This window comes from Streptomyces sp. NPDC026589 (assembly GCF_040638385.1).
Taxonomy (GTDB): Bacteria; Actinomycetota; Actinomycetes; order Streptomycetales; family Streptomycetaceae; genus Streptomyces.
On the sequence record NZ_JBEZYG010000047.1, the window covers coordinates 1 to 12182 of the forward strand.

General features: G+C 72.5%; 13 protein-coding genes. 5 read left to right on the top strand and 8 right to left on the bottom strand.

Annotated elements, in window-relative coordinates:
- Positions 1–104 precede the first annotated feature (104 nt).
- Positions 105–584, bottom strand: coding sequence for a spore-associated protein A (locus AB0F29_RS40195; RefSeq protein ID WP_361883583.1), 480 nt, complete (start codon positions 582–584; stop codon positions 105–107).
- 267 nt (positions 585–851) lie between these two features.
- Between AB0F29_RS40195 and AB0F29_RS40200 the strand changes: the two genes are divergently transcribed.
- Positions 852–1490 carry a maleylpyruvate isomerase family mycothiol-dependent enzyme gene (locus AB0F29_RS40200; protein WP_361883586.1) on the top strand — a complete coding sequence of 213 codons (639 nt, stop codon included), beginning with the start codon at positions 852–854 and terminating at the stop codon, positions 1488–1490.
- A gap of 103 nt (positions 1491–1593) precedes the next feature.
- On the opposite strand, the gene AB0F29_RS40205 is transcribed toward AB0F29_RS40200, so the two are convergent.
- A complete protein-coding gene (locus AB0F29_RS40205) occupies positions 1594–2289 on the bottom strand; it encodes a hypothetical protein (protein WP_361883589.1) in 696 nt (231 codons plus the stop codon).
- A gap of 220 nt (positions 2290–2509) precedes the next feature.
- Positions 2510–2920 (bottom strand): MerR family transcriptional regulator, encoded by a 411-nt coding sequence (locus AB0F29_RS40210; RefSeq protein WP_361883592.1) that lies wholly within the window; start codon positions 2918–2920, stop codon positions 2510–2512.
- Positions 2921–3053: 133 nt separating this feature from the next.
- Between AB0F29_RS40210 and AB0F29_RS40215 the strand changes: the two genes are divergently transcribed.
- Together AB0F29_RS40215 and AB0F29_RS40220 are read left to right on the top strand one after the other, a co-directional pair.
- Complete coding sequence (locus AB0F29_RS40215; RefSeq protein WP_361883595.1) at positions 3054–4130, top strand: alkene reductase; 1077 nt, start codon at positions 3054–3056, stop codon at positions 4128–4130.
- Positions 4131–4300: 170 nt separating this feature from the next.
- Complete coding sequence (locus AB0F29_RS40220) at positions 4301–5236, top strand: phosphatidylinositol-specific phospholipase C domain-containing protein (protein WP_361883597.1); 936 nt, start codon at positions 4301–4303, stop codon at positions 5234–5236.
- Positions 5237–5258: 22 nt separating this feature from the next.
- Here the strand turns inward: AB0F29_RS40220 and AB0F29_RS40225 are convergent, their stop codons facing one another.
- The 5 genes from AB0F29_RS40225 to AB0F29_RS40245 all read right to left on the bottom strand — a co-directional run bounded on the left by AB0F29_RS40225 (position 5259) and on the right by AB0F29_RS40245 (position 10643).
- Positions 5259–6617 carry a HAMP domain-containing sensor histidine kinase gene (locus AB0F29_RS40225; protein WP_361883668.1) on the bottom strand — a complete coding sequence of 453 codons (1359 nt, stop codon included), beginning with the start codon at positions 6615–6617 and terminating at the stop codon, positions 5259–5261.
- A gap of 128 nt (positions 6618–6745) precedes the next feature.
- The gene (locus tag AB0F29_RS40230) at positions 6746–7480 is read right to left on the bottom strand and encodes a response regulator transcription factor (RefSeq protein ID WP_361883600.1); all 735 of its coding nucleotides are present in this window, start codon (positions 7478–7480) and stop codon (positions 6746–6748) included.
- An 88-nt stretch (positions 7481–7568) separates the two neighbouring features.
- On the bottom strand, positions 7569–8615 hold the full coding sequence (locus AB0F29_RS40235; RefSeq protein ID WP_361883603.1) for a trypsin-like peptidase domain-containing protein: 1047 nt from the start codon (positions 8613–8615) through the stop codon (positions 7569–7571).
- Positions 8616–8753: 138 nt separating this feature from the next.
- Positions 8754–9794 carry a LacI family DNA-binding transcriptional regulator gene (locus AB0F29_RS40240; protein WP_215110868.1) on the bottom strand — a complete coding sequence of 347 codons (1041 nt, stop codon included), beginning with the start codon at positions 9792–9794 and terminating at the stop codon, positions 8754–8756.
- 24 nt (positions 9795–9818) lie between these two features.
- The gene (locus AB0F29_RS40245; RefSeq protein ID WP_361883606.1) at positions 9819–10643 is read right to left on the bottom strand and encodes a response regulator transcription factor; all 825 of its coding nucleotides are present in this window, start codon (positions 10641–10643) and stop codon (positions 9819–9821) included.
- A 374-nt stretch (positions 10644–11017) separates the two neighbouring features.
- On the opposite strand from AB0F29_RS40245, the gene AB0F29_RS40250 reads away from it, so the two are divergent.
- Entirely contained in the window at positions 11018–11878 is an 861-nt protein-coding gene (locus AB0F29_RS40250) for an alpha/beta fold hydrolase (protein WP_361883609.1), read from the top strand.
- A 41-nt stretch (positions 11879–11919) separates the two neighbouring features.
- Positions 11920–12174 carry a MoaD/ThiS family protein gene (locus AB0F29_RS40255; protein ID WP_361883612.1) on the top strand — a complete coding sequence of 85 codons (255 nt, stop codon included), beginning with the start codon at positions 11920–11922 and terminating at the stop codon, positions 12172–12174.
- Positions 12175–12182: the final 8 nt, after the last annotated feature.

The following is a 12182-nucleotide window of genomic DNA, read 5'->3' on the forward strand; positions in this document are numbered from 1 at the left end:
CGATGGGCGCCGTGCTGGCAGTGGTGCTGGGCGCCTCCCTCGCGGGATGCAGCAGCACCGGCGGCACCACACCACCCACCGGGCCGAATCCGTTCGGCGTGGGATCAGCCCCGGTTCGCGGCCAGGGAGCCGCAGTTGGTGCCGTTCTTGCCGGCGACCTCACCGGCGATCTCGCCGCGCCACGTCACGCACAGGCCGCGTGCGTCGAGATAGACCGGTCCCGCGTACGTCGTGTAGTAGCCCGTGTCCGAGACGGTCGTGGTGGGGGAGGCGAACCCGAGCGAGGCCGTCATGTGCACGGCCTTTCCGGGCGTGGTGCGGACGGTCACCACACAGTTCTTGCCGGTGGCGGAGCTGTAGGTGAGGAAAACGGTGCCCTTGGTGCCGATCTGAGCCGAGTTCACCACGGAGTAGCCCCCGCCGCAGGCGCCGTTGTACTTCGCGGCCGCGGCGGCCTTGGGTGCGGCGGTGGCCCGCTGGGCCGTTGGCTCCGCCGCCACGGCGGCCGGGGCGAGGGTGATCGCGGCGCAGGCGGTGGCGGTGACGGCGGCGCCGATGGCTGACGCGCGTCGGATGTTGGTCATGTCGTTCCCCGGTTTCTCGAGCGGTCATGGCGGGACGCCTGGTCCGGCGCCCGGATCCCCATCCCTTGGAGTGGCGTGGGTCACGTCCTGTTGGATAGGTCGTGACGCGGTGGAGTTGTACTGTCTGCGTGCTGTTACGAAGCCATGACACAGTTGGACAAGATCACCTTTCTTGATCCATTTCCGGTGGTCCGGGATGCGATGAGTTTCGGTGGCGCCCCCGGTCTCCTACGGCAGATGTGGTCACCGGTTCGAGTGGAGGCAGCCGTGGAGAGCGACACGAAGCGCGGGATCTGGCGGATGGTGCACGCCGAGCGCGCCGCGCTGGCCGACGACCTCGCGCGGCTGGACGCCGGGCAGTGGGACGCGCCGTCGCTCTGCGAGGGATGGACGGTGCACGATGTGGCCGCGCACCTGGTGGACACCGCCCGTACGACGCGGATCGGCTTCGTGGCGGGCCTCGTACGGGCGCGGTTCGACTTCGACCGTCAGAACGCGCGCGGCGTGGAGCGCGAGCGCGGGGCCTCGCCGCAGGAGACGCTGGAGCGGCTGCGGCGGGTGGTGTCGCGGACGACGACTCCTCCGGCCCCGCTCGACACCCGGCTGGTCGAGGAGGTCGTCCACGGCGAGGACATCCGCCGTGCGGTGGGCCTGGTCCGCTCCTACCCCCAGGAGGCCGTGGTCCGCGCGCTGCGCCTTCAGGCGCGTACGCCGGCGGCCTTCGGCGGGGCGAAGGAGACGGTGGCGTCCGTACGGCTGACGGCGACCGACGCCGACCTGTCGATCGGGGAGGGGCCGGAGGTGACGGGCCCCGCGCTGTCCCTGCTCCTGGCGGTGTCCGGCCGGCGGCAGGCGGTCGAGGAGCTGAGCGGGCCGGGGGTCTCCGCGCTCACGGCTACCGGCTGAGGGCGACGAGGGAGGCCCGTTCCCTCGCGGTGTGGTCCGGGCGCGCGCCGCGACCCGGCCTCCGTCCGGGTGCTGAGGGAGGCCGGGCCACGGGCGGGCGGTGTCAGCCGACGATGTTGTACAGGTCGAACTGCTCCCAGGAGCCGGTGACATCGGCGGAGCGGGCGCGCAGCGCGTACTGGAGCGAACCCGTGTAGCTGTTCTCCATCGCGACGAAGAGGTTGTTCAGGGTGGACTGGAGCGCGTAGAGGTTCAGGTCCTCGTTGTAATAGAGCACGAACCGCTCCCAGCCGCCGGCGGTCGTCGAACGGGCCCGCAGCACGTTCTGCGCCTGGCCGGTGAAGTTCTTTTCGACCGCCACGTAGCGGTTGTTCGCGAGGGACTTGAGAGCGATGGTCTGGCTGGCCTCGTCCCACTCGAACGCGAAGCTCTCCCAGGCGCCGAAGACGTCGGTGGAACGGGCGCGCACCGCACCGGTGTTGGGCGCGGCGTAATTCACCTCGGTGACCGCGAACTTCCCGTTGCGCATCGACTTGATGGCCATGGGGCCGGAGTCGTCGGCCGGGGCGGCGGCGCTTCTGCCGGAGGCGGACAGGGACTGCTGTCTGTCGGTCGACTCGGCGATGTGTGCCAGGTCGTCGCCGTTCACCTTCTCCCAGCCTGCGGGGGCGCCACCTGCGGAGACCTCGCGCGTGGTGCTGTCGGCCGGGCGGCCGTCGTGCGAGGTGGCTCCGGCCGCCGGGGCCGCCAGGACGGAGGCGGTCAGCAGGGCGCTCAGGGAAAGGAGGGCGGAGGTCATGCGTCGCACAGGTCTTCCTCGCTTTTCATAGCCGCGCATTCCGGGATCCGGAATGCGCGGAGGGTGGAGAGAAAGGGGTCCGGGCGTCGCTCGATCGCGTGCCGGAGGTCCCGAAGTGGCCTCAGACTAAGGCCAGTTCGAGATCTCCGGTAAAGGTTTTCAGGGCGGCTCGGAAATTCCGGAAACGGCCGCGCTGAATATACTCTTCCGCTGTTTTCCGTTAAGGAAGGCGACCCGCTCCGTCTTTGTCGCGGACACTTCGCGCCCCCGGGCGCAGCGTGCTGCGGTGGGTCCGGTTCACGGCCATCAGGACATCCAGGGCGTCCCGGGTGGAGCGGAGGTCGTCGATGTGCGCGGAGAGCCGCTCCCGTTCCTGTTCCATGCGCTCCATCGCCGCGTCGGAGGTCTCCTCGCTGGGGGCGTCGACGCAGGGCAGCAGCTCCATGATGGTGCGGCTGGACAGGCCGGCGGCGTAGAGCCGCTGGATGAAGTGGACCCGCTCGATCTCGGCGTGCGTGTAGTGCCGCTGGCCGCTCGGGCTGCGGCTGCTCGTCAGGAGCCGCTGCTCCTCGTAGTAGCGCAGGGACCGGACGCTGGCCCCCGTGACGGCCGCGAGTTCTCCGATGCGCATGGTGTGGCCCCTCCGCTCCCCGCCGAGAGGATCGCCGTACGGGCTTGCCCCTCACATTGATGTCAGGTTTTAGCGTAGCGCCGTACCCGGTTCACGGGTGCTTCGGAGCTGATGGAGCCAGGAGATTCGCGCCATGAACCAGAGCCTTTTCGACAGCTACCGCCTCGGTGACCTGCGGTTGCCCAACCGGGTGGTGATGGCGCCGATGAGCCGCGTCCGGGCGGCCGCAGGAGGGCTGGCGACACCGTCGATGGCCACGTACTACGCGCAGCGGGCGTCCGCCGGGCTCATCGTGAGCGAGGGGGCGCAGCCGAGCCTGGTCGGGCAGTCCAACCCCGGTACGCCGGGACTCCACACCGACGAGCAGGTCGCCTCGTGGCGGCCGGTGACCGCCGCGGTGCACGCCAACGGCGGCCGGATCTTCGCCCAGATCATGCACGGCGGCCGGGTCTCGCACCCGGACACCAACGGGCTGCGGCCGGTCGGGCCCTCCGCCGTCGCGGCGACCGGCGAGGTGTTCACCCCGACCGGCCCGCAGCCCGTGCCGGTGCCGCGCGCCCTGGAGACGGCGGAGGTGCCCGAGCACGCCGAGTCCTACGCGTCCGCTGCCCGCCGGGCCGTCGACGCCGGGTTCGACGGCGTGGAACTCCACGGCGCCAACGGCTACTTGATCTCCCAGTTCCTCTCCTCGAACGCCAACCTCCGCACCGACCGCTACGGTGGCTCGCTCGCCAACCGGGTGCGGTTCGCCGTCGACGCGATGGCGGCGACCGTCGACGCCGTGGGCGCGGCCAGGACCGGCATCCGGCTCTCGCCGGGCGGGGAGTTCTGGGGCGTCGAGGAGCGGGACGTACCCGAGCTCTACGCCGTACTGCTGGCGGAGTTGGCCCGTCTGGAGCCGGCCTACGTGCACCTGGAGGCGACGGCCGACGAGGAGGTGCTGGTCGCCCTGCGCCGCGCGTGGCCCGGCACGCTGATCATGAACCCGGTGCTGCCGATGGGGCCCAAGCGCGCCGGGCGTTCGGACGCGGACCGCTGGCTCGGCCTGGGCGCCGATCTCATCAGCTTCGGCCGGGCCTTCATCGCCAACCCGGACCTGGTCGAGCGGATGCGCGCCGGGCTGCCGATCGCCCCGGAGGACGAGGCGACGTACTTCCAGGGGGGTGACGGGGGGTACGTCACCTACCCCTCGTACCAGCACGCGGGCTGAACCGGCGAGCGCGGCCGGGGGCATCGCCGGAAGAGGAGGGGGTCCGGTCCACCTCCGGAGGAGGACGGGGGCCCGCCCTCTTCCAGAGGTGACGTGTGCCCGTCAGAATCCAAGGGGCTCGGAAGGCCAGACACCCCCCCACCCCCCACGGCCCTTGGAGGCACCCGCCCATGTCCAGCCCCAGCCCCACGCGCACGCCCGGTCCCCCGTCCCGGCCCTCCCGCAGGGTCTTCCTGGCCGGCGCCCTCGCCGTCTCCGCCACCGCGATCGTCGGCGCGGCCCCCGCCGTCGCCGCCACGCGGGAGGCCGGCCGGGCGGTCCGGGGGACGCACGACTGGATGGCCGCCCTGCCCGACGGCACCGCGCTCCGGCAGCTCACGATCCCGGGCACGCACGACTCGGGTGCCCGGTTCGGCGGTCCCTGGTCGGAGTGCCAGAACACGACGATCGCCCAGCAGTTGAGCAGCGGCATCCGCTTCCTCGACATACGGTGCCGGCTCATCGACGGCTCGTTCGCGATCCACCACGGGGCCTCGTTCCAGAACCTGATGTTCGGAGACGTCCTCGTCGCCTGCCGGGACTTCCTCGCCACGCGGCCGACCGAGACCGTGCTGATGCGGGTCAAGCAGGAGCACTCGTCCGCGAACGACGCGGCGTTCCGGGCGGTCTTCGACGACTACCTGGACGTACGCGGCTGGCGGTCGCTGTTCCGTCTCGACGCCACCCTGCCCGACCTCGGCGGGGCCCGGGGCAAGGTGGTGCTCCTCGCGGACAACGGAGGGCTGCCCGGGGTGCGGTACGGGGACCAGGCCCTCTTCGACATCCAGGACGACTACATGGCGGAGCCGTTCGCCAAGTACCCCAAGATCGAGGCCCAGTTCCGCAGGGCGGCCCAGCAGCCGGGCAAGTTCTTCATGAACTACGTGTCCACCGCCGCCCTGATGCCGCCCCGCTGGAACGCCGACCGGCTCAACCCGCAGGTGCACACCTTCCTGGAGCGCGCGGAGACCGCCGGATGGACGGGGCTCGGCATCGTCCCGCTGGACTACCCGAACCAGCGGTCCGGCCTGGTCGAGTCGCTGATCCGGCACAACCCGACGGGGTGAGCGGCACCCGCCGTCCCCGGCCTCACATCCCCGGCGGCGGCGTCGGCGCCCCCGGCAGTGTGAGCGCCGCCACGGTGCCGGGGCCGTCGTCCGGGGCCGGGCGCAGGGCGATCGAGCCGCCCGCCTGGTGCACCGTACGGGCCACGATGGACAGGCCCAGGCCCGAGCCGGGGAGCTGACGGGCGGTCGGGGAGCGCCAGAAGCGTTCGAAGACGTGCGGGAGGTCCTCGGCGGGGATGCCGGGGCCCCGGTCCCGGACCGTCAGCTCGCCCCGGTGCAGGCGTACGTCGACCGTGCCGCCCGGCGGGCTGAACTTCACCGCGTTGTCCAGGACGTTGACGATCGCCCGTTCCAGGGCGGCCGGCTCCGCGCGTACGTACCAGGGGGCCAGGTCCTCCGTGATCGTCAGTTCCGGGCCGCGCAGGCGGGCGCGGCGCAGGGCGGTGCGGGTGGTCTCGTGCAGGGCCACCACCTGGAGCGGGCCGGGCTCGGCCGCGTCGGGGCGGGCCAGTTCCTGGAGGTCGCCGATCAGCGCGGCCAACTCCGTCATCTGGGCCTTCACCGAGGCCATCAGCGCCTTGCGGTCCTCCGGCGGGATCATCCGGCCCGTCTCGTCGCTGCGGGCCAGCAGCTCCACGTTCGTCCGGAGCGAGGTCAGCGGGGTGCGCAGCTCGTGGCCCGCGTCCGCGATCAGCTGCGCCTGGCGGTCGCGGGAGGAGGCGAGCTGGGCCGTCATCGAGTTGAACGAGCTGGAGAGCCGGGCGATCTCGTCCTCGCCGTCCACCGGGATGCGTACGGTCAGGTCCTCGGTGCGGGCCACGTGCTCGACGGCCTCGGTCAGCTCGTCGACCGGCCGGAGTCCGGCGCGCGCGATCCACAGCCCGGCCGCGCCCGCCCCTACGACACCGATGCCGGAGACGGCGAGCAGCACCCAGGCCAGCTGGTTCAGCGGATCGGTGACCTGGGCCATGGGGACGGCCACGGAGACCGCGAGGCCCGGCCGGTCCGGACCGGCGGGCGAGGTGTGGACGCGCATCTGCGCACCGTCCTCGGCCTTCGTGGTGTGCGTCGCGTCCTCGCGCAGCCCGGCGGCGACGGCCCGGTCGGTGGCGTCGATCGGGATGGCGGACCTGCCCGGCACCGTGCACGGCTTCGCGCCCACGGCCGGCACCAGCTGGATCGTGTACGGGCCGGTCACGACCTGGAGGTCACCGGGCAGTCCGCTGGTGCAGGACGCCGTCAGCAGCCTGATCGCGTTCTCGTTGGGCTTGACCTGGGACAGCGTCGTGTCGAGCTGCTCGGTCAGCCGGTCCCGGGTGGTCAGCCAGCAGGCGGCGGCCACCGCGGCGACCGCCACCGCGACCGCCGTCGCGACCAGCATCGCGAGCCGGGAGCGCAGCGGCAGCGCCCGGAACCGGCGCACCGGGCTCACGCCGGCCCGCTCCCGCCCGTGCGCGGGGGCGCTCAAGCCTCCCCGCTCCCGCCCACCCGCTGCGGGCGCCGGACCGCTCACGCCTCCCCGCTCCCGCCCGTGCGCAGCGCGTACCCCACCCCGCGCACGGTGTGGACGAGGCGCGGTTCGCCGCCCGCCTCCGTCTTGCGGCGCAGATACATCACGTACACGTCCAGGGAGTTGGAGCTCGGCTCGAAGTCGAAGCCCCAGACGGCCTTGAGGATCTGTTCCCGGGTCAGCACCTGGCGCGGGTGGGACAGGAACATCTCCAGCAGTGTGAACTCGGTGCGGGTCAGCTCGACCCGCCGCTCGCCCCGGGTGACCTCGCGGGTCGCCAGGTCCATCCGCAGGTCGGCGAAGGAGAGGACGTCGTCGTCGGGGGCGTCCGCGCCCGCCGCCGAGGCGTAGGAGCTGCGGCGCAGCAGGGCCCGGATGCGGGCGAACAGCTCGTCCAGCTCGAACGGTTTGACCAGGTAGTCGTCCGCCCCGGCGTCGAGGCCGGTGACCCGGTCGCCGACGGTGTCGCGGGCGGTGAGCATGAGGATGGGCGTGGTGGAGCCGGTGGCCCGGATGCGGCGGGCGGCGGTGAGGCCGTCCATCCGGGGCATCTGGATGTCCAGCACGATGAGGTCGGGGGCGTAGGCCTCGGCCATCGCCAGGGCGTCGTACCCGTCGACCGCGACCTGCGTCCCGTACCCCTCGAAGGCGAGGCTGCGCTGGAGCGCCTCGCGCACGGCCGGCTCGTCGTCGACGATCAGGATGCGCTGGGGATCGTCTTCGGCGGGGCTCATCGCTGTCTCGTCCTCTTCTCGTGTCGACCTGGTCCGTCCCGCCTTGCGGGGGTGCCTCAGCCTTGCACGGCCGGGGTGCTGTGCGGGATCAGGAGCCGTCGCCCGCGCGCAGGGTGTCCAGGTCGGCCTTGAGGGTGTCCACCGGGATCGCGAAGCCGAGGCCCACGCTGCCCGCCGCGGAGCCGCTGCCCGCCGCCGAGGAACTCGGCGCGTACATCGCGGAGTTGATGCCGATGATCTCGCCGTCCATGTTGATCAGCGCACCGCCGGAGTTGCCGGGGTTGAGCGACGCGTCGGTCTGGAGCGCCTTGTACGTGGTCGTCTCCTCGCCCGTGTCGCCGTTGAACTGCTGTCCCCCGAACTCGAACGGCCACTGCTGGCCGCCGCCCTGCTGGCCCTGGCCCTGGCCCTGTCCCGAGCTGCCGGAGTCGTCCTTGGCGACGGTGACGTCCCGGTCGAGCGCGGAGACGATGCCGCTGGTGACGGTGCCGGTCAGGCCCTCGGGCGAGCCGATCGCCACGACCTGGTCGCCGACCTTGACCTGCGAGGAGTCGCCGAGCGTCGCCGTCTTCAGGCCGCTCGCGCCCCGGAGCTTGATGAGCGCGAGGTCCTTGGCGGGGTCGGTGCCCACGACGTCGGCCGTATAGGTCTTGCCGGTGGAGAGCGTGACCTGGATCTGCCGCGCGCCCGAGATGACGTGGTTGTTGGTGACGATCTCGCCGTCCTCGGTGATCACCACGCCCGACCCGGTGGAGCTGCCCGCCGACGAGGCCGCGCCGATCTCCACGATCGCGGGCGAGACCGCCTCAGCCACGCCCGATACGGTGCCCTTGCTGGACTGCGAGACGGTGGTGCCGTTGACCGCGCCGCCCGAGCCGGGGGCTCCGGAGCCCCCGCCGTTCAGCTGGCCGACGAGGGTCGCGGTGCCGCCGCCGACCACGCCCGCCGCGAGCGCCACCGCCGCCAGCAGCGCGACCGGCCGCTTCGCCCGGCGCCTGGTGGTGGGGGCGCTGGGGGCGTACGGGGGCGGCGGCGGGTAGCCGCCCGGGGCGCCGTCGTACGCCGTGCCGTAGCCGTACGGGGTCGGGTCCTGGTCCGTGGTGTACGCGCCGCTGGGGCGAAGGTTCTCCGTCATGTCCACCAGGCTGGGCAGCGAAGATGAGAAGGGACTGAGTACGTCCTGAGAAGCCCGGAAGAACCGCGTATGCCCGCTGTAAGGACCGAAGATCCGAAGAGGTGCCGAAGTAGGGCCGAAGATCCGCAGAGCGGGCGATCAGGCGGACGCGGGGGGCTCCCCGCAGCCGCACGAGCGCCGGACCACCAGCGCGGAGGGGAACTGCTTCAGCCGCTCGCGCCGCGACCCCGAGACCCGCAGCGAGTCGTCGAGCACCAGGTCCACCGCCGCCCGCGCCATCGCCGGGCGGTCGGAGTGGACCGTGGTCAGCGGCGGATCGGTGAGGCCGGCTTCCTTCACGTCGTCGAAGCCCGCCACCGCCAGCTCGCCCGGCACGTCGATGCGCAGCTCACGGGCGGCCCGCAGCACGCCGAAGGCCTGGTCGTCCGTGGCGCAGAAGATCGCCGGGGGCCGGTCCGGGCCCGCCAGCAGCCCGAGGGCCACCTGATAGGCGTCGTAGCGGTTGTACGGGGCCTGGAAGAGCCGGCCCTCCGTGGAGCGCCCCGACTCGTGCATCGCCCGCCGCCAGCCCTCGACGTGGTCGGCGACCGGGTCGCCGACCGCCGGGGTCTCCTCCGTGCCGCCGAGACAGGCCACGTACGCGTTGCCGTGCTCCAGCAGATGCCGGGTGGCGAGCTGCGCGCCGCCCACGTCGTCGGTGACGACGGCGACGTCGTCGATCGCCTCGGGGCGCTCGTGCAGCAGGACGACCCGGGCGTCCCAGGCCTCGATCTCGGCGGCGGCGCGCTCACTGGGCCCCTGGCTGACCAGGATCAGTCCGGAGACGCGCATACCGAGGAAGGCCCGCAGATAGTGGACCTCACGCTCGTCGCGGTAGTCGGAGTTGCCGACGAGCACCATCTTCCCGCGCTCGGCGGCGGCCTGTTCGACCGCGTGCGCCATCTCCGCGAAGAACGGCTGCCGGGCGTCCGGCACGATCATTCCTATGAGGTCCGTGCGGCGCGAGGCCATGGCCTGGGCGACCCGGTCGGGCCGGTAGCCCAACTGCTTGATCGCGGCGAGCACCCGCTCACGCGTGGCCGGGGCGACCGGCCGGGGTCCGTTGTTGATGACGTAGCTGACGACCGCGGTCGACGTCCCCGCCAGTCTCGCCACATCGTCCCGCGTCACCTTGGCCACGCGCCGCAGTCTACGCGGATGGACCTACCTCTTGGCAGCCTCTACCGGGGCTTCTTCCGGCACCGTGGCCGAAGAGGACTGCTCCGATCGGGCGACGGGGCCGGCCGCCCTCTGCTGGCCGGCCGCCCTCTGCTGGGCGGCGGCCCGGTCCTTCGCCTCCTCCGCCGCGCGCTCGACCTTCTCCGGCGTGACGAAGCGGTAGCCGACATTGCGCACGGTGCCGATCAGCGACTCGTGCTCGGGGCCGAGCTTGGCGCGCAGTCGCCGTACGTGGACGTCGACCGTCCGCGTACCGCCGAAGTAGTCGTAGCCCCAGACCTCCTGGAGGAGCTGGGCGCGGGTGAACACCCTGCCCGGGTGCTGGGCGAGGTATTTCAGCAGTTCGAATTCCTTGAAGGTCAGGTCCAGGACCCGGCCCTTGAGTTTCGCGCTGTACGTCGCCTCGTCGACGGAGAGATCACCGTTGCGGATCTCCATCGGGGAGTCGTCGGAGGTGATCTGCCGGCGGCCCATGGCGAGGCGCAGCCGGGCCTCGACCTCGGCCGGTCCCGCCGTGTCCAGCAGGACGTCGTCGACGCCCCAGTCGGCGGTGACGGCCGCGAGACCGCCCTCGGTGACGACGAGTATCAGCGGACAGCCGGGTCCCGTGGACCGCAGCAGCTGACAGAGCGAACGGACCTGTGGAAGGTCGCGCCGCCCGTCGACGAGGATCGTGTCGGCGCCCGGGGTGTCCACGAGGGCCGGGCCCTCGGCGGGGGCCACCCGCACGCTGTGGAGCAGGAGCCCGAGGGCGGGGAGCACCTCCGTCGACGGCTGGAGTGCGTTCGTCAGAAGCAGCAGTGAACTCATCGCCGGCCACCTGCCTGGTTCGGTCGATCATGTTGCACGGTTCGCTCGCCCATTACGTCGGTCCTCCTCGTTCCCTGCGAGAGGGGCACTCCCGGTTCGGGCCCGGGGGAGTATGCGGCACTGCTTCGTACGTCATGCGGTCATGCGGTCATGCGGTCCGCGTCATGCGGGTTTCACGGTGCGGTCCCGCGCCCTGGAACCGCTGAGCTTGTGGAAACGTCGTCGTAACAACGCGGGTAAAGCACAAAAGGACCCGGGGGCTGCTTTGCCCGGATCCTCTTCGCAGCAGAATAGCCCACATGAGTTCCGTGTCCGAGGGTCGATTCCCGGGTTCCTCTGTTCCCTTGCTCACGCGCCCCCCACGATTCGCCACGTTGCTGACGGATGACGGCGTACCGGTCGAGGCGGTGTACGAGCCGTGTACGGCGGGTGCCGGGGCGCCGGGGGACGAAGCGTTCGAGCGGCAGGCGGCGGCCCCCGCGATCGTCGTCGCGCACGGGTTCACCGGCTCGGCCGACCGCCCCGCCGTGCGGCGCGCCGCACGGGTCTTCGCCCGGCGTGCGGCCGTGGTCACGTTCTCGTTCCGGGGCCACGGGCGGTCCGGCGGGCGCTCCACGGTGGGCGACCGCGAGGTGCTGGACCTGGCCGCCGCGGTGGCCTGGGCGCGGGAGCTGGGGCACTCCCGGGTGGTGACGGTCGGGTTCTCGATGGGCGGCTCGGTGGTGCTCCGGCACGGTGCTCTCCACACGGCGGAATCCGTGGCGGGGCAGGCACCCGTTCGTGTACCGGCGCGCGCGGGGCGCACGGGGAGCGCGGAGGCGCATGCGGACGCGGTGGTCTCCGTCAGCGCTCCCGCTCGCTGGTACTACCGGGGGACGGCCCCGATGCGCCGGCTGCACTGGGTGGTCACCCGCCCCTCGGGCCGCCTCGTCGGGCGCTACGGACTCCGTACCCGCATCGCGACCGCGGACTGGGACCCCGTCCCGCTCTCCCCGGTCGCCGCGGTCCCGCTGATCGCCCCGGCCCCGCTGCTGCTCGTGCACGGCGACCGGGACCCCTACTTCCCGCTGGACCATCCGAGGATGCTGGCCGAGGCGGCCGGGCCCGGTGGCGCGGAGCTGTGGCTGGAGCGGGGGATGGGCCACGCCGAGAACGCGGCGGACGACGCCCTGCTCGCCCGGATCGCCGACTGGGCGACGGCCGCACCGCGCGCGTGGCCCATCATGGAGAGCTGACGCACGAGGCGTCCGACGAACCGACCCGAAGGAGTGGCGCCATGGCAGCGGGGACGATCCGCTACTGGGCCGCGGCCAAGGCCGCGGCGGGCACCGCGGAGGAACCGTACGCGGCGGAGACCCTCGCCGAGGCGCTCGACGCGGTGCGCGGAAGGCACCCCGGCGAGCTGAGCCAGGTGCTCCGGCGGTGCTCGTTCCTCGTCGACGGGAACCCGGTCGGGGCCCGTGGGCATGAGACCGTACGCCTTGCCGAGGGCGGCACGGTCGAGGTGCTCCCGCCGTTCGCAGGAGGGTGAACCGCAGG